This is a genomic window from Streptomyces sp. NPDC107528 (assembly GCF_055639295.1).
In genome coordinates this window covers 728,131-744,058 of record NZ_JBVKAV010000002.1, presented here as the reverse complement: position 1 = coordinate 744,058, position 15,928 = coordinate 728,131, and the positions used below count along the sequence as shown (strand labels likewise).

Annotated in this window: 16 protein-coding genes; 9 read left to right on the top strand and 7 right to left on the bottom strand. The window is 71.4% G+C overall.

All coding sequences use genetic code 11. From position 1 onward, the window contains the following. Positions 1–137 precede the first annotated feature (137 nt). On the top strand, positions 138–1,034 hold the full coding sequence (locus ACZ7L5_RS08435) for a hypothetical protein (RefSeq protein WP_471515413.1): 897 nt from the start codon (positions 138–140) through the stop codon (positions 1,032–1,034). 146 nt (positions 1,035–1,180) lie between these two features. Here ACZ7L5_RS08435 and ACZ7L5_RS08430 read toward each other — a convergent pair whose 3' ends face one another. Next, positions 1,181–2,122, bottom strand: coding sequence for an SDR family oxidoreductase (locus ACZ7L5_RS08430; RefSeq protein WP_471515869.1), 942 nt, complete (start codon positions 2,120–2,122; stop codon positions 1,181–1,183). 232 nt (positions 2,123–2,354) lie between these two features. Beyond that, the gene (locus ACZ7L5_RS08425; RefSeq protein ID WP_471515411.1) at positions 2,355–3,101 is read right to left on the bottom strand and encodes an SDR family oxidoreductase; all 747 of its coding nucleotides are present in this window, start codon (positions 3,099–3,101) and stop codon (positions 2,355–2,357) included. Between the two features lie 54 nt (positions 3,102–3,155). Between ACZ7L5_RS08425 and ACZ7L5_RS08420 the strand changes: the two genes are divergently transcribed. Genes ACZ7L5_RS08420 through ACZ7L5_RS08400 form a run of 5 tightly spaced genes read left to right on the top strand, consistent with a single transcriptional unit; the run spans position 3,156 to position 7,199 of the window. Then, on the top strand, positions 3,156–3,914 hold the full coding sequence (locus ACZ7L5_RS08420; protein WP_471515409.1) for an enoyl-CoA hydratase family protein: 759 nt from the start codon (positions 3,156–3,158) through the stop codon (positions 3,912–3,914). Then, positions 3,915–4,751 (top strand): CoA transferase subunit A, encoded by an 837-nt coding sequence (locus ACZ7L5_RS08415; RefSeq protein ID WP_471515407.1) that lies wholly within the window; start codon positions 3,915–3,917, stop codon positions 4,749–4,751. Next, on the top strand, positions 4,748–5,497 hold the full coding sequence (locus ACZ7L5_RS08410; RefSeq protein ID WP_471515405.1) for a CoA-transferase subunit beta: 750 nt from the start codon (positions 4,748–4,750) through the stop codon (positions 5,495–5,497). Before ACZ7L5_RS08415 ends, ACZ7L5_RS08410 begins: the two co-directional genes overlap by 4 nt. Next, positions 5,497–6,561, top strand: coding sequence for an NAD(P)H-dependent flavin oxidoreductase (locus tag ACZ7L5_RS08405; RefSeq protein ID WP_471515867.1), 1,065 nt, complete (start codon positions 5,497–5,499; stop codon positions 6,559–6,561). The genes ACZ7L5_RS08410 and ACZ7L5_RS08405 overlap by 1 nt, the downstream gene beginning before the upstream one ends. Continuing rightward, complete coding sequence (locus ACZ7L5_RS08400) at positions 6,558–7,199, top strand: SIMPL domain-containing protein (RefSeq protein ID WP_471515403.1); 642 nt, start codon at positions 6,558–6,560, stop codon at positions 7,197–7,199. The genes ACZ7L5_RS08405 and ACZ7L5_RS08400 overlap by 4 nt, the downstream gene beginning before the upstream one ends. Positions 7,200–7,201: 2 nt before the next feature. On the opposite strand, the gene ACZ7L5_RS08395 is transcribed toward ACZ7L5_RS08400, so the two are convergent. From ACZ7L5_RS08395 to ACZ7L5_RS08385, 3 genes are read right to left on the bottom strand one after another with little or no spacing between them, the layout of a single operon-like run. Next, on the bottom strand, positions 7,202–8,359 hold the full coding sequence (locus ACZ7L5_RS08395; RefSeq protein ID WP_471515401.1) for an acetyl-CoA C-acetyltransferase: 1,158 nt from the start codon (positions 8,357–8,359) through the stop codon (positions 7,202–7,204). Between the two features lie 26 nt (positions 8,360–8,385). Further along, on the bottom strand, positions 8,386–9,021 hold the full coding sequence (locus ACZ7L5_RS08390; protein WP_328882302.1) for a TetR/AcrR family transcriptional regulator: 636 nt from the start codon (positions 9,019–9,021) through the stop codon (positions 8,386–8,388). A 15-nt stretch (positions 9,022–9,036) separates the two neighbouring features. Next, positions 9,037–9,819, bottom strand: coding sequence for an SDR family oxidoreductase (locus ACZ7L5_RS08385; protein ID WP_471515399.1), 783 nt, complete (start codon positions 9,817–9,819; stop codon positions 9,037–9,039). A 68-nt stretch (positions 9,820–9,887) separates the two neighbouring features. On the opposite strand from ACZ7L5_RS08385, the gene ACZ7L5_RS08380 reads away from it, so the two are divergent. After that, positions 9,888–11,027 (top strand): acyl-CoA dehydrogenase family protein, encoded by a 1,140-nt coding sequence (locus ACZ7L5_RS08380; protein ID WP_471515397.1) that lies wholly within the window; start codon positions 9,888–9,890, stop codon positions 11,025–11,027. Between the two features lie 337 nt (positions 11,028–11,364). Beyond that, positions 11,365–12,330 carry an acyl-CoA dehydrogenase family protein gene (locus ACZ7L5_RS08375; protein ID WP_471515395.1) on the top strand — a complete coding sequence of 322 codons (966 nt, stop codon included), beginning with the start codon at positions 11,365–11,367 and terminating at the stop codon, positions 12,328–12,330. Here ACZ7L5_RS08375 and qcrB read toward each other — a convergent pair. Then, positions 12,308–13,954, bottom strand: coding sequence for a cytochrome bc1 complex cytochrome b subunit (qcrB, locus tag ACZ7L5_RS08370; protein ID WP_471515393.1), 1,647 nt, complete (start codon positions 13,952–13,954; stop codon positions 12,308–12,310). The two genes, ACZ7L5_RS08375 and qcrB, sit on opposite strands and share 23 nt — an antisense overlap. Positions 13,955–14,038: 84 nt before the next feature. Continuing rightward, positions 14,039–14,764 (bottom strand): vWA domain-containing protein, encoded by a 726-nt coding sequence (locus tag ACZ7L5_RS08365; RefSeq protein ID WP_471515391.1) that lies wholly within the window; start codon positions 14,762–14,764, stop codon positions 14,039–14,041. A gap of 145 nt (positions 14,765–14,909) precedes the next feature. Between ACZ7L5_RS08365 and ACZ7L5_RS08360 the strand changes: the two genes are divergently transcribed. Next, positions 14,910–15,848 carry a rhomboid family intramembrane serine protease gene (locus ACZ7L5_RS08360; RefSeq protein ID WP_471515389.1) on the top strand — a complete coding sequence of 313 codons (939 nt, stop codon included), beginning with the start codon at positions 14,910–14,912 and terminating at the stop codon, positions 15,846–15,848. Positions 15,849–15,928: the final 80 nt, after the last annotated feature.

The following is a 15,928-nucleotide window of genomic DNA, read 5'->3' as shown; positions in this document are numbered from 1 at the left end:
CGGCCCGCAGTATGAAGATCAGGTGGCATGCCTGGCAAGGACGGATCTCACGCCCAGGGCGTGGAACCCCGCCAGGGAAAATCCCCTCACATCCCCGTAGAGTGGAATCGGGTTCAAGGCGTCTTGGGGGTAAGGGCGTGGCGAACGGCGGACCGGTCCAGCACGGCTTCCCGCACCTGGAGACGGTGCGGGCCTCGATCACCGCGCTCTACAGGCGGCTTTCCTATGACACCGTCCAGACGTTCGGGACCAGTGTGGTGCCGGCCGATGTGGCGTTCTGCGACACGGACGATCTGTATCTGGGTGCGCAGCGGGTGGCCCGCGAACTGGTGCGGCACTACCGTCTGCCGGACGCCCGTCCGATCGTCAGCTTCCGGGAGATGACGCACGCGGCGAGCGTCGAACTCGCCGCCGGGCCCGAGTACTTCATCGAGCTGAACGACCGTTTCCGCACCCATCGCCGGGACATCGGAGCGGCCCTGGCCCATGAGGTGATGCACGTGTACCTGCATCGCCTCGGGCTGTCCATGCCCGGCACGCGCGACAACGAGATCCTCACGGACACGGCGACGACGTATCTCGGCGCGGGCTGGCTGCTCCTCGACGCCTACCGGGAGGACTCGGCGTCCTCGCAGAAGCTGGGGTATCTGACGCCGGAGGAGTTCGGGTACGTCCTCGCCAAGCGGGCGCTGGTCTTCAACGAGGATCCGTCGGTGTGGTTCACGAGTCCGCAGGCGTACACGGCGTACGGGAAGGGCATGGCCGAGGCCCGCCGCGACGAGCAGCAGCCTCCGCTGACGGCGGCCGGGTGGGCGGGGCGGCGCCGCTACGCCCGCGATCGGCGTCACGCCCAGGACCAGCACGGGGCCGGTCCCGGGTCCGGGGTGCCGTACGAGTTCACACCGGATGGGCGGGGGCCGCTACGGGTGTCGTTCCCGTGTCCCACGTGCCGGCAGCGGATTCGGGTGCCGGTGCAGGGGCGGGTTCGGGCGCGGTGCGGGTTGTGCAGGACGGTGTTGGAGTGCGACACCTAGGGTTTTCGCCCCCGCCCCTGTCCGGCCCGTCTGGGAGTGCCCCCTCTGGGGGAGTTTGAGGACGAGGCCGTGCAGACCGAAGCGGGGGTCTGGGGGCGGCAGCCCCCAGGGACGGGACGGGTAGAGGCGGCGAGGGCGGCGAAACCTCACGCCCCGTACACCGCCCCCGGCACCCCCGCCTCCCCCAGCAGCTTCACCGCCACCTCCCCCGCCTCCTCCGGAGTCCACCGCGCCCCCTTGTCCACGGTCGGCCCCGCCCGCCACCCCTCCATCACCGTGATCCGCCCGCCCTCCACCTCGAACACCCTCCCCGTCACGCCGTCACTCGCCGCCGAACCCAGCCACACGACCAACGGGGAGACGTTCTCCGGAGCCATGGCGTCGAAGCCGGCCTCGGGGGCCGTCATCGACGCGGCGAAGGCACGCTCCGTCATCCGCGTACGCGCCGCCGGGGCGATCGCGTTGACCTGGACGCCGTAGCGGGCGAGCTCGGCCGCCGCGACCAGGGTCAGCCCGACGATTCCGGCCTTCGCGGCGCTGTAGTTGCCCTGCCCGAGCGAGCCCAACAACCCCGCCCCACTGCTTGTGTTGACGATCCGGGCGACCGGGGTACGGCCCGCCTTCGCCGCCGCCCGCCAGTGCGCGGCCGCGTGCTTCAGGGGGAGGAAGTGGCCCTTGAGGTGGACGCGTACGACGGCGTCCCAGTCGTCCTCGTCGAGGTTGACCAGCATCCGGTCGCGCAGGAACCCGGCGTTGTTGACGAGCGTGTCGAGCCGCCCGTACGTCTCCAACGCGGCCGCCACCAGGGACGCGGCCCCGGCACTGGTCGCCACGTCTCCCCCATGCGCCACCGCCTCACCGCCCGCCGCGCGGATCTCGTCGACCACGTGCTGGGCGGGGCTGCTGCCGACCACCACTTCCCCGGCCGGACCGCCGCCGGCCGTCACACCGACCGGGATGCCGCCGGCCGCCTCCTCGGTCGAGCCGTCCGCGCCCCCTCCCCGGAGCGACCGGCCGTCGACGGCGCCTCGCTGGCGCGGCGGGCTGTCGGACGCCGGCTGCCGGGGGCGCTGCGTGTCCGCGGCCACCTCCCCGGCCGGGCCGCGAACGGCCCCTTGCGCACGCGGCGCTCCATCGGCGGCCTCCCCGCCCGAGCCCTCGCCCCCCGCCACCCCGTCGAGCCCCACACCAAGGTCGTTGACGACCACCTTCGCCCCCGCGGCAGCGAACGCAAGAGCATGCGCACGCCCGAGCCCGCGCCCCCCACCCGTCACGACGACGACCCGTCCCTCGCATATCCGGCTCATGTCAGGCCTCCCTTCACGTTCGTGCCTCCTTGTTGACCGTCGCGGCATCCAGGAACACCGGCCGCTCACCCCCGCCGTGCACGAGCAGGCTCGCCCCGCTGATGTAGGCGGCGGCGTCGGAGGCGAGGAAGGCGGCGGCCGCGCCGATGTCGGACGGTTCGGCGAGGCGGCCGAGCGGGACGGTGCGGGAGACGCCGGCGATGCCGTCCTCGCCGCCGTAGTGGAGATGGGACCGCTCCGTCCGGACCATGCCGACGACCAGCGTGTTGACCCGTACCTCCGGCGCCCACTCCACCGCCATCGAGCGGGCCAGGCTCTCCAGCCCGGCCTTGGCCGCCCCGTACGCGGCCGACCCGGGCGACGGACGGCCGCCGCTGACGCTGCCGATCATCACCACCGAGCCCCGCACCCGCTTCAGATGCTCGTACGCGGCCAGGGACGCCGTCAGCGGCGCGACGAGGTTCAGCTCGATCACGCGCGCGTGCCGGACCGCATCCGCGTCCGCCAATCGCCGGTACGGCGTGCCACCCGCGTTGTTGACCAGGACGTCGAGGCGGGGCAGGGCCGCGAAGAAGGCCTGTACGGCTTCCGGGTCACGGAGGTCGAGCGCCCTGAACTCGGCCCCTGGGAGCGGGACTTCGGGCGGCCTGCGTGCGCAGACGACGACGTCCGCGCCGGCCTCCACGAACGTCTTCGCAATCCCGGCGCCGACACCGCGCGTACCGCCCGTGACGATGACGACCTTCCCGTTCAGCCCCATTCCCGGCTACCCTTCACCTAACAAACGTTTGGTGGAAAGGTAGCTGATGCGGCCATGAGTGTCTCCACCTCGTCTCCGGAAAAGGGGGCGGAGAAGAATGGAATCGCCGTCGTCACGGTCGACTTCCCGCCGGTGAACGCCCTGCCGGTGGACGGCTGGTTCGCCCTGGCCGACGCCGTGCGCGCGGCCGGCCGCGATCCGGAGACCCGGTGTGTCGTCCTCACGGCCGAGGGGCGCGGGTTCAACGCGGGCGTGGACATCAAGGAGATACAGCAGGACGGGCACCGTGCGCTGATCGGTGCCAACCACGCCTGCGCGCAGGCCTTCGGCGCCGTGTACGACTGCGAGGTGCCCGTCGTGGCGGCGGTGCACGGCTTCTGCCTGGGCGGCGGCATCGGTCTGGTGGGCAACGCGGACGCGATCGTGGCGAGCGAGGACGCCACCTTCGGACTGCCCGAGCTGGACCGGGGAGCTCTGGGCGCGGCCACGCATCTGGCCCGGCTGGTCCCCCAGCACCTGATGCGCGCGCTGTACTACACCTCGCGCACGGCGACCGCGGCCGAGCTGCACGCGCACGGCTCGGTGTGGCGGGTCGTACCACGCGCGGAACTGCGTGCCGCCGCACTGGAGTTGGCCGGCGAGATCGCCGCGAAGGACGGGCAGCTGCTGCGCCTGGCCAAGGCCGCCATCAATGGCATCGACCCCGTCGACGTGCACCGCAGCTACCGCTTCGAGCAGGGATTCACCTTCGAGGCCAACCTCAGCGGGCTGGCCGACCGGGTCCGTGACACCTTCGGAGAGAAGGGTGCGTAGGTGAGTGACAAGACGATGACCGCCGACGAGGTCGTCTCGAGGCTGCGGAGCGGCATGACCCTCGGCATCGGCGGCTGGGGCTCGCGCCGCAAACCGATGGCCCTGGTCAGGGCCCTGCTCCGGTCCGACATCAGCGACCTCACCGTCGTCTCGTACGGCGGTCCGGACGTGGGGATGCTGGCCGCGGCCGGGCGGATTCGGAAGCTGGTCGCGGCTTTCGTGACCCTCGACTCGATCCCCCTCGAACCGCACTACCGGGCGGCACGCGAGGGCGGCGCCTTCGAGCTGACGGAGATCGACGAGGCCATGTTCATGTGGGGCCTGCACGCGGCGGCGAACCGGCTGCCGTTCCTGCCGGTGCGGGCCGGGATCGGCTCGGACGTGATGCGGGTCAACCCCGGCCTGCGGACGGTGACTTCGCCGTACGACGACGGGGAGACTTTCGTCGCCATGCCCGCCCTGCGCCTGGACGCGGCCCTGGTCCATGTGAACCGCGCCGACCGGCTGGGCAACGGTCGGTATCTGGGCCCCGACCCGTACTTCGACGACCTGTTCTGCGCGGCGGCGGACGAGGCGTACGTCTCCTGCGAACGGGTCGTCGACACGGCCGAGCTGACGAAGGAGGCGCCACCGCAGTCGCTGCTGATCAAGCGGCACACGGTGACGGGCGTGGTCGAGGCCCCGAACGGCGCGCACTTCACGTCCTGCGCCCCCGACTACGGCCGGGACGAGGCCTTCCAGAAGACGTACGCGACCACCCCCTGGCCGGAGTTCGCGGCGCGCTTCCTGGGCGGGGACGAGCAGGCGTACCAGACGGCGGTCAAGGAGGGGACATGAGTCAACGCGGCGACATGAGTCAGGCCGTGGGTCGGGCCACTCGCGCCGAGTACTGCGTGATCGCCTGCGCCGAGGCCTGGCGGGACGCCGGTGAGATCCTGGCGAGCCCGATGGGCCTCATCCCGTCCGTGGGGGCCCGGCTGGCCCGGCTGACCTTCGCGCCGGACCTGCTGCTGACCGACGGCGAGGCGATGCTCGTCCGCCCGGACGGCACGACCGAGGGCTGGCTGCCGTACCGGCAGCATCTGGCGCTGGTCAGCAGTGGCAGGCGGCACGTGATGATGGGCGCGAGCCAGATCGACCGCTTCGGCAACCAGAACATCTCGTGCATCGGCGACTGGGAGCAGCCGAAACGGCAGTTGCTGGGGGTGCGGGGCGCGCCCGTCAACACCCTGAACAATCCGACCAGTTACTGGATCCCCCGGCATTCCCGGCGGGTCTTCGTCGAGAAGGTCGACATGGTCTGCGGAGTCGGCTACGACCGCGCGGGCGACGCCCGGTACCACCGCATCCCCCGTGTCGTCTCCGACCTCGGCGTGTTCGACTTCGCCACGCCGGACCACTCCATGCGGGCGGCTTCGCTGCATCCGGGAGTCACGCCGGCGCAGGTCAGGGAGGCCACCGGCTTCGACCTGGCCGTCCCGGACGAGGTACCGCCGACCCGCGAGCCCACCGCCGAGGAGCTGCGGCTCATCCGCGAGGTGATCGACCCGGAGGACACCCGTGCCAGGGAGGTCGGTGCGTGATGGAGACACCGCTGACCCGGCTCGTCGGCGTCCGCCACCCGATCGTGCAGACGGGGATGGGCTGGGTGGCGGGCCCCCGTCTGGTCTCGGCGACGGCGAACGCGGGGGCGCTGGGCATCCTGGCCTCGGCGACGATGACCGTCGACCGGCTGCGGGAGGCGATACGCGAGGTCAAGTCCCGTACGGACGCGCCGTTCGGCGTGAATCTGCGGGCGGACGCCGCGGACGCCGGCGACCGGGTCGGCGTCATGATCGAGGAGGGGGTGCGCGTCGCCTCGTTCGCCCTCGCGCCGTCGCGTGAGCTGATCGCCGTGCTCAAGGACGCGGGCGTGGTCGTCGTGCCCTCGATCGGGGCCCGGCGGCATGCCGAGAAGGTCGCGGCGTGGGGCGCGGACGCGGTGATCGTGCAGGGCGGGGAGGGCGGCGGCCACACCGGCGAGGTGGCGACGACGGTGCTGCTGCCGCAGGTGGTCGACGCCGTGGACATACCGGTGGTGGCGGCGGGCGGTTTCCACGACGGCCGGGGGCTGGTCGCCGCGCTGGCCTACGGGGCGGCCGGCATCGCCATGGGCACCCGGTTCCTGCTGACCTCGGACTCGACGGTGCCGGACGCGGTGAAGTCGCGGTATCTGGCGGCGACGGTACGGGACGTCACGGTCACGCGGGCGGTCGACGGGCTGCCCCACCGCATGCTGCGTACGGAGCTGGTGACGGAGTTGGAGGACGCCGGCCGCGCGAGCGTGCTCTTCCACGCCCTGCGGCGGGCGGCGGGCTTCCGGCGGCTGTCCGGTCTGACCTGGCGGCAACTGGTCCGCGACGGTCTCGCCCTGCGGCACGGCAGGGACCTCACGTGGAGCCAGGTCCTGCTCGCCGCCAACACCCCGATGCTGCTCAAGTCGGCCATGGTGGACGGCCGTACGGATCTGGGGGTGATGGCGTCCGGGCAGGTCGCCGGGGTCATCGACGACCTGCCGTCGTGCGCGGAACTGGTGGAGCGGATCATGGCCCAGGCCTCGCAAACCGTGAGCGGACTGTCGGTGGGCGGTGCTTCAATGCCCGCATGACGGAGACGATCAAGGAGCCCTGGGGGCTCAGTGTTTTTGGCGCGGGCAGTGTACGGGCGGAGCCGCAGCTGGTGCGGGTGAAGCTGGGGGTGGAGGTGCTGGAGCCCGCCCCCGGCCAGGCGTTCCACGAGGCCGGCAGTGCTGTGACAAGGCTGCGCGAGGTGCTGCGCCGGCACGGGATACCGGACTCCTCGGTCTCCGGCTCCCGGCTGAGGCTCAGTTCGGAGTACGGCCATGCCAATGGCGCTCGTAAGTTCCTCGGCTACCTCTGCAAGGCCCAGTACGTCGTCGAGACCGAGGCGCTGGACGACCTCCAGCAGCTCATCGTGGAGGCGGTGGAGGCCGGCGCCCGCAGCATCGACGGCGTCGAGTTCGACGTGCACGACAAGCCCGCGCTGCGGGACGAGGCGCGCCGCCGGGCGGTGGCGGCCGCCCGGCGCAAGGCCGAGGTCTACACGGAGGCCGCCGGCGTGCCCCTGGGTCCGGTGGTGCACATCCAGGACGTGGACTCCGAGTCGTACGAGTTCCGCCAGTACCGCGGGCACGGCGGCGGTGGCGGCGCTTCCGCGGGCGACCTCGCGCCGGGGATGGTGGAGGTGTCCGCGGGCGTGGTGCTGGGCTTCTCACTGGGCGGCTGAGGTCACAGCCGCTCGATGATCGTCACGTTGGCCTGTCCCCCGCCCTCGCACATCGTCTGAAGCCCGAACCGGCCGCCCGTGCGCTCCAGTTCGTGCAGGAGGGTCGTCATCAGTTTCACGCCGGTCGCGCCCAGCGGGTGGCCGAGGGCTATGGCGCCGCCGTTGACGTTGACCTTGTCGGGGTCGGCGCCGGTCTCCTTCAGCCAGGCCAGGACGACCGGCGCGAAGGCCTCGTTGATCTCCACGAGGTCGATGTCGTCGATCGCCAGGCCGGTCTTCTTCAGGGCGTGGGCGGTGGCGGGGATGGGTGCGGTGAGCATGCGGATCGGGTCCTCGCCGCGCACCGAGAGGTGGTGCACCCGGGCCCGGGGCCTGAGCCCGTGCTCGCGCACCGCCCGCTCCGAGGCCAGCAGCATCGCCGCCGCACCGTCGGAGACCTGCGAGGAGCAGGCGGCCGTGACCGTGCCGCCGTCGATGACGGGCTTCAGCCCTGCCATCTTCTCCAGGGAGGTGTCCCGGCGCGGCCCCTCGTCGACGGCGACGTCCCGGTAGGGCACGACCTCCCGCTCGAAGCGCCCTTCGTCGATCGCCCGCAGTGCCCGCCGGTGCGAGCGCAGCGCGAACTCCTCCTGGTCCTGCCTGCTGATCCCCCACTTGGCGGCGATCATCTCGGCGCCGGCGAACTGGTTGACCGGCTTCTCGCCGTACCGCGCCCGCCAGCCCTCGCTGCCCGCGAAGGGGCCCGCCGTGAGGCCGAGCGGCTCGGCGGCCTGCCGGGTGGCGAAGGCGATGGGGATCATCGACATGTTCTGCACGCCGCCCGCAACCACCAGGTCCTGGGTGCCGGACAGCACGCCCTGCGCCGCGAAGTGCACGGCCTGCTGCGAGGACCCGCACTGCCGGTCCACGGTCACCCCTGGCACCTCCTCGGGCAGCCCCGCCGCCAGCCAGCAGGTCCGCGCGATGTCCCCGGCCTGCGGCCCGACGGCGTCCAGGCAGCCGAAGACGACGTCCTCGACGGCCACCGGGTCCATGCCCGCGCGCGCCACCAGCTCCTTGAGCACATGCGCGCCCAGGTCGGCCGGATGGACCGCGCTGAGCCCTCCTTTGCGCCGCCCCACGGGCGTACGGACCGCTTCGACTATGTAGGCCTCGGCCATGGCAACTCCCCAATGGGAACGGTGGGTTATGTGCGTACGGCGATCCCGTCCAGCACCATCGACAGGTACTGCCGGGCGATCTCCTCCGGGGTGTGCTGTCCGCCGGGCCGGTACCAGGACGCCGCGACCCACACCGTGTCCCGCACGAAGCGGTAGGTGAGCCGGACGTCGAGGTCGGACCGGAACACCCCGGCGGCGACCCCGCGCTCCAGCGTGGACAGCCACGCCTTCTCGAACTTGCGCTGCGAATCGGCGAGGAACGCGAACCGCTCCTGCGCCACCAGCTGCCGGTTCTCCTTCTGGTAGATCGCGACGGCGGCGCGGTGCCGGTCGATCTCCCGGAACGACTCGGTGACCAGCGCCTCCAGCGTCTCGCGCGGGCCGGCCTCGGCCTCAAGGACGGCGTCGTAGCCGCTCCACAGCTCGTCGAGGAAGGAGCGCAGGATCTCTTCGAGCATCGACTCCTTGGAGTCGAAGTGGTAGTAGAGGCTGCCCGCGAGCATGCCCGCGTGGTCGGCGATCTTGCGTACGGTGGTGGCGTTGTAGCCCTGCTCGGCGAAGACCTCGGCGGCGGTGTCGAGGAGTTCGCGGCGGCGCGCCTGGGCGGCGGCGGCCGCGGGCTTTCCGGTGGCGGTCACCTGGGGCTTCTTCTTGGTCGGCACGGGTCCATTGTCGTCCTAGGCGTGCCGGCTGCTGACGGAGACGACCTCGCCCGTCATGTACGAGGAGTACTCCGAGGCCAGGAAGACGATCACGTTGGCCACCTCCCAGGGCTCGGCGTACCGGCCGAAGGCCTCGCGCGCGGTCAGTTCCTCCAGCAGCTCGGGGGTGGTCACCTTCGCCAGGTGCGGGTGCATGGCGAGGCTCGGTGCCACCGCGTTGATCCGCACCCCGTACTCGGCCGCCTCGATCGCGGCGCACCGGGTCAGCGCCATCACGCCGGCCTTCGCGGCCGCGTAGTGCGCCTGCCCGGCCTGGGCGCGCCAGCCGACGACGGAGGCGTTGTTGACGATCACGCCGCCGGCGTCCCGCATCCGGCGCAGGGCGGCCCGGGTGCATCTGAACGTGCCGTTCAACGTCACGTCGAGGACCTTCGACCACTGCTCGTCGGTCATGTCGACGAGCGGCGAATTCCCGCCGAGGCCCGCGTTGTTGACGACCACGTCGAGCCGGCCGTGTTCGGCCACGGCGGTCTCGAACAGCCCCTGGACCTGCGTCTCGTCGGTGACATCGCACACCGCCGAGGCCACCGCGCCCTCGAACTCCCGCGCCAGCTCCGCCTCGTACTCCTTCAGCCGCCGCGCGTGCGCGTCGCTGATCAGCACGCGGGCGCCCTCTTCGAGGAAGCGGCGCGCGGTCGCCCCGCCGATGCCGGCACCGGCAGCCGCGGTGACGACGGCCGTGCGTCCGCGGAGCAGTCCGTGCCCGGGAACGTACGTCGGCGCCTCGACGTTTGTCATGGCAGCACGCTAACCTACCAAACACTTGTTAGGGAAGAGTCGCAGGGCTCCGGGGAGGGAGGGCGACGGTGGAACTGACCCACACGAGCGCCGACGAGTCGTTCCGAGCCGAGGCCCGTGCCTGGCTGCGCGCGCGGGTGCCGCCCGATCCGCTCCCCTCCCTGGAGACCGAGGAGGGTTTCGCGGCACATCGCGCGTGGGAGGCCGACCTCGCCGCGGACCGCTGGTCGGTGGTGAACTGGCCGACGTCGTACGGCGGCCGGGACGCCTCGCTCGTGCGGTGGCTGCTGTTCGAGGAGGAGTACTACGCGGCGGGCGCACCGGGCCGCGTCAACCAGAACGGCATCAGCCTCCTCGCCCCGACCCTCTTCGACCACGGCGCCGAGGAGCAACGCGCCCGGGTCCTGCCTCCCATGGCCACCGGCGAGGTGATCTGGGCACAGGCGTGGTCGGAGCCGGAGGCGGGCTCGGACCTGGCGTCCCTGAAGTCGAGGGCCACGCGCGTGGCGGGGGGCTGGCTGCTGACCGGCCAGAAGACGTGGTCCTCGCGCGCCGCCTTCGCCGACCGCGCGTTCGGCCTGTTCCGCACCGATCCGGATGCCCCGAAGCCCCACCATGGCCTGACCTACCTGATGTTCGACCTGCGCGCCCCCGGCGTCACGGTCCGCCCCATCGCCCGCCTCGACGGAAAGCCCGCCTTCGCGGAACTGTTCCTGGACGAGGTGTTCGTGCCGGACGAGGACGTGATCGGCGAGCCGGGCCAGGGGTGGCGCATCGCGATGTCGACGGCGGGTAACGAACGCGGCCTGATGTTGCGCTCCCCCGGCCGTTTCCTGGCGAGCGCCGACCGCCTGCACGCCCTCTGGCAGGCCCAGGGCAGCCCGCAGAGCGCGAGGAACAGCGTGGCCGACGCTCTGATCGGCGCCCGCGCCTACCAGCTCTTCACCCTCGCCGCGGCCTCCCGCTTCCTCGACGGCGAGTCCCTCGGCCCGGAGTCCAGCCTGAACAAGGTCTTCTGGTCGGAGTACGACATCGCCCTGCACGAAACGGCCCTCGACCTCCTGGGCCCCGAAGGCGAACTGACCGACACCGACTGGTCCGAGCGCTACGTCTTCTCCCTCGCCGGCCCCATCTACGCCGGCACGAACGAGATCCAGCGCGACATCATCGCCGAGCGGCTGCTGGGCTTGCCGAAGGGCCGACGCTGATGCCCGGGGCTCCGCCGAGCCTAGGGGCGCCTCGGACAGCGGGAGTGCCGCGGGCAGGGGGACGCCTCAGGCAGCAGAGGTGCCGCGGGCAGCGGAGGTGCCGCGGGCAGCGGAGGTGCCGCGGGCAGCGAAGGTGCAAGGCGCCGCAGAAACCCAGGGCGCACCGCATTCCCGCCAGGCCAGCCACCACTCCCGACGCGGCAGTCACCGGGGCGCCGCATTCCCCCGGCACGAACAGCACCACCCCCGGCGAAGGGCCGGTGCTGATGCGACAGAGCCCGGATCCGACGCCAACGCGAACGCCTGCCGACATCGGCACAGCCGAAGGGACCCCCTGATGAGGTTTCTCCTCGACCCCGAGCAGCGGGCCTTCGCGCACTCGCTGGACTCGATGCTCACGGCAGCCGGCACGCCCTCGGTCGTGCGGGACTGGAGCCGGGGCGAGCATGCGAGTGGCCGGGCGCTGTGGTCCCGTATCGCGGAGGCGGGGGTCTTCGCGCTCGCCGTACCGGAGGGGTACGAGGGGCTGGGTCCACGGCCCGTCGAACTCGCCCTCGCTTTCGTCGAGTTGGGGCGGCATGCCGTGCCCGGGCCGCTGGTGGAGACGGTCGCGGCGGCGGCACTGCTCGCCGACCTGCCCGACCCCGGCCCCGCCAAGCGGCTCCTGCCGGCCCTCGCGGCGGGCGAGGCCGTGGCGACGCTGGCGTGGCAGGCGCGGTATGCCCTGGACGGTGACGCGGCCACGACCCGCCTCGCTCTCACTTCCGCCGGCCTGTACCTCTCCCCCGGCCATGGCCCCGTACGCCCTTCCCTGGACCCGGCCCGCCGCCTCGCCCCCCTCGAACCCGGCGGCGAACTCCTCAGTCCGGATCCGCCGACCGCCCAGGCCCTCGCCCACGCCCGTCTCGCCACTGCCGCCCAAGCCCTCGGCGTCGGTCTCGCGCTGCTCGACAGAACCGTCAGCTACGTCAAGCAGCGCACCCAGTTCGGCGCGGCCATAGGTTCGTTCCAGGCGGTGAAGCACCGGCTGGCCGACGCGAAGACCGGCCTGGAGTTCGCCCGGCCGCTGCTCTTCGGGGCCGCGCTCACCATGGCGCCCGCCGACATCGCCGCCGCGAAGGTCACCGCCTGCGAGGCCGCGTACGCCGCCGCCCGCACCGCGCTGCAGTTGCACGGCGCGATCGGCTACACGGCGGAGTACGACCTGTCGCTGTGGCTGACCAAGGCCCGCGCTCTGCGCACCGCCTGGGGCACCCCGGACCTGTGCAGGGCCGAGGTGCTCAGTGGTGATCGCCGCTGGTGACCTCGCGGTACTCCTCCACCGTCGGCTTGGTGATCCGCGTCGTCGGCCCGAACATCGCCCGCGCCAGCCGGGCCCGTACCCGCTGGACCGGGCTGACCCGGCGCCGGACGCCGTTCGCGTCGAGGAGCGGGCCGATCTCGTACGGCGGCTCCTGCTCGTGCTGGGTGAGGGTGAACAGCTGCCCCTGCGACAGAGGCTCGTGGACCTCGACGTACGCACCGTGCGGGAGCCGCTTGATGGTGCCCGTCTCCCTGCCGTGCAGCACGTTCGCCCGGTCCCGGCGCTGCAGCCCGAGACAGATCCGCTTGGTCACGTAGAAGGTGAGGACCGGCACGACGAAGACGGAGATCCGCACGAACCACGTGATGGCGTTGATCGACAGATGCAGATGGGTGGCCACGATGTCGTTGCCGCCGCCGATCAGCAGCACCGCGTACAGGCTCAGCCAGGCCGCGCCGAGGCCGGTGCGCACGGGCATGTTGCGCGGCCGGTCGAGGATGTGGTGCTCGCGTTTGTCGCCGGTGATCCACGCCTCGATGAAGGGGTACAGGCCGAGCGCGATCAGGATCAGCGGGAACAGCGAGAAGGGGATGAAGACGCCCAGTTCCAGGGTGTGGCCCCAGGCGTTGAGCTCCCATCCCGGCATCACCCGGATCAGGCCCTCGGAGAAGCCGAGATACCAGTCGGGCTGGGCGCCCGTGGTCACCAGGTCGGGACGGTAGGGCCCGAAGGCCCACACCGGGTTGATGCTGGCGATGCCGCCCATGATCGTCAGCACGCCGAAGACGAGGAAGAAGAAGCCGCCCGCCTTGGCCATGTACACGGGCAGGAAGGGCATGCCGACGACCGTCTTCTGGTTGCGGCCGGGGCCCGGGTACTGCGTGTGCTTGTGGTAGAAGACCAGGATCAGATGGGCCACCACCAGGCCGAGCATGATGCCGGGCAGCAGCAGGATGTGGACCGGATAGAGGCGTGCGATGAAGTCCTCGCCGGGGAACTCCCCACCGAAGAGGAAGAACGCCACGTACGTGCCCACGATCGGGATCGACAGGATCGCGCCGTGCGCGAACCGCAGGCCGGTGCCGGACAGCAGGTCGTCGGGGAGGGAGTAGCCGGTCAGGCCGGTGATGATGCCGAGCATCAGCAGGGTCCAGCCGAACACCCAGTTCAGCTCGCGCGGCTTGCGGAAGGCGCCCGTGAAGAACACCCGCATCATGTGCACCAGCATGCCGGTGACGAAGACCAGCGCCGCCCAGTGGTGGATCTGCCGGATCAGCAGCCCGCCGCGCACGTCGAAGCTGATGTCGAGGGTGGACTCGTACGCCCGGGTCATCAGGACCCCGTTGAGGGGCTCGTACGAGCCGTTGTAGACGACCTCGGTGGTGCTCGGGTCGAAGAACAGGGTGAGGTAGACGCCGGTGAGGATCAGGATGAGGAAGCTGTAGAGGCAGACCTCGCCCAGCATGAAGGACCAGTGGTCCGGGAAGACCTTGCGCATGTTGGCCTTGGCCAACGCGTACAGCCCGAGCCGTCCGTCCGCCCAGTCGGCGACCTTCTCGCCCTTCCCGGGCGGTGCGGGCCGCCTTGCCGCCGTTTCCTCGTTCCCCGATCGTGCGCCGTACATAGGTCGTCGCCTCCCCGTCGGATCACCCACAGGGTGACATGACCCCACGGGCCGCGCCAACGGGGCGAACAGGCCGCATGCCGGTCAGGCGGGCCGTACGATCCCCTGCGCCCGGGCCGCGACGAGCCACTTCGGGAACTCCGCGACCAGGCGGTCGTACAGCTCGGCGTCGGACACCTGCCGCGGATCCGAACCGGCGTGGAAGAACCCGGCGTTGTCGATCACCCTTTTGCCCGGCACCGCCAGCTCGTCGAGCTTGCGCAGGAAGTCGAACTGCCGGCTCGCCGGGTCTCCGAAGCCGATGAACTGCCAGAACAGCGGAAGCGGAGCCGCCTTGCACAGGTACCGTTCCGCAGCGAGCTTGTTGATGGGCCCGCCGTCGGTCTGGAACACGACCAGAGCCGGCTCCCGCGATCCGCTGTCCAGGTAGTGGTCGATGACGGCGTCCATCGCCAGGTGGTAGCTGGTCTTGCCCATGTGGCCGAGCCCGGCCACGATCCGCTCGATCCGCCCCTGGTGGTCGGCGAGCGCGATCTCGGTCTCGGCGTCGACGTCGGTCGAGAAGAAGACGACCGGCACGGTCCCGTCGTCGTCGAAGTGCGCCGACAGTCCGAGCACGCGGTCGGCGAGCGCCTGCACACTGCCGTCCTTGTAGTACGGCTTCATCGAACCGGAGTAGTCGACCACCAGATAGACCGCCGCCCGCACCCCGTCCAGCCCGTGCTCGCGCAGCGACACCCCGGCGCTCTTGTACAGGCTGACCAGCGCGGGCGCGGTCTCCTCGACCTTGCTGAGACTGATCGCCGCCATACGTTCTCCCCCAAGTGCGTCCGTACGGCTGCCGAGATTACGGCACCACCGGCCCCACCTTCCCCTCCGTCCACAGGTGTTCGCTATTTTGATCGCCGCCGTCCCCACCGGCTCATCGTCCGTCCAGTCCTCCGAGGAGCCGGCTGTGGAGCCCGAGTCCGCAGAGTCCGAGGCCGTCAGGCCCGACGTCACCACCTGCTATCGCCACCCGAAGGTGGAGTCCCACGTCCGCTGCACCCGCTGCGACCGGTACATCTGCCCGGACTGCATGCGCGAGGCCGCCGTCGGCCATCAGTGCGTGGAGTGCGTGAAGGAGGGCTCGCGGTCGGTGCGGCAGGCCCGGACGCTAGTCGGCGGGCGGATCTCCGCGACCCCGCTCGTGACCTCCGTACTCATCGGGCTCAACGTCCTCGCCTATCTGGCCGAGGTGGTGCGCCCGGAGATCCTCGACCGGTTCTCGATGCTCAGCGCCCGGCTGGTCGGGCCGGACGGCGGCTACTACATCTACGTCTCCGGTCACCCCTCGGACTTCCACGCCGAAGGCCTGGTCGCCGGGCAGTGGGAGCGGCTGCTGACCAGTGGTTTCCTCCACCTGCCGCCGACCGAGGGCACCTTCGGGCTGCTGCACATCGTGATGAACATGCTCTCGCTGTGGCAGCTCGGCCGGGTCGTGGAGCCCATGCTGGGGCGGGTCCGCTACCTCGCGCTGTACCTGCTGGCGACGCTGGGCGGGTCGGTGCTCCAGCTGCTGCTCGGGGACGTGAACGTGGACTCGGTCGGAGCGTCGGGCGCGATCTTCGGGCTCGGTGCCGCGTACTACGTCCTCGCCCGCCGGATCGGCGCGGACATGCGAGCCGTCAACCGCTTCATGGCGTTCCTGCTCCTGTGGCTGCTGCTCTCCGCCGGCCTCACCTCCTGGCAGGGCCACCTCGGCGGACTGCTGACGGGAGCCGCGGTGACCCTCGCCTACGCGTACGCCCCGCGCGGCCCGCGCCAGGCCCTGATCCAGACGGCCGCGTGCGCGGGCGTACTGGTGCTGCTGATGCTGCTCGCGGTCGTGAAGGTCTCGGAGCTGACGGGCTGAGGGACTGAGGGGCACCCCCTTCGGCACAAGGCGGCGGCGCCTGCCCATTCGTCCGGTCGGGGACTGTGGGCAGGCGCCGT

Excerpts from the sequence above, each read along its gene's own strand:
- ACZ7L5_RS08395 (WP_471515401.1), bottom strand. The coding sequence starts at position 8,359 with ATGGCCGAGGCCTACATAGTCGAAGCGGTCCGTACGCCCGTGGGGCGG.
- qcrB (WP_471515393.1), bottom strand. The coding sequence starts at position 13,954 with ATGTACGGCGCACGATCGGGGAACGAGGAAACGGCGGCAAGGCGGCCC.
- ACZ7L5_RS08400 (WP_471515403.1), top strand. The coding sequence starts at position 6,558 with ATGACGGAGACGATCAAGGAGCCCTGGGGGCTCAGTGTTTTTGGCGCG.
- ACZ7L5_RS08365 (WP_471515391.1), bottom strand. The coding sequence starts at position 14,764 with ATGGCGGCGATCAGTCTCAGCAAGGTCGAGGAGACCGCGCCCGCGCTG.
- ACZ7L5_RS08385 (WP_471515399.1), bottom strand. The coding sequence starts at position 9,819 with ATGACAAACGTCGAGGCGCCGACGTACGTTCCCGGGCACGGACTGCTC.
- ACZ7L5_RS08405 (WP_471515867.1), top strand. The coding sequence starts at position 5,497 with ATGGAGACACCGCTGACCCGGCTCGTCGGCGTCCGCCACCCGATCGTG.
- ACZ7L5_RS08410 (WP_471515405.1), top strand. The coding sequence starts at position 4,748 with ATGAGTCAACGCGGCGACATGAGTCAGGCCGTGGGTCGGGCCACTCGC.
- ACZ7L5_RS08420 (WP_471515409.1), top strand. The coding sequence starts at position 3,156 with ATGAGTGTCTCCACCTCGTCTCCGGAAAAGGGGGCGGAGAAGAATGGA.
- ACZ7L5_RS08425 (WP_471515411.1), bottom strand. The coding sequence starts at position 3,101 with ATGGGGCTGAACGGGAAGGTCGTCATCGTCACGGGCGGTACGCGCGGT.
- ACZ7L5_RS08375 (WP_471515395.1), top strand. The coding sequence starts at position 11,365 with ATGAGGTTTCTCCTCGACCCCGAGCAGCGGGCCTTCGCGCACTCGCTG.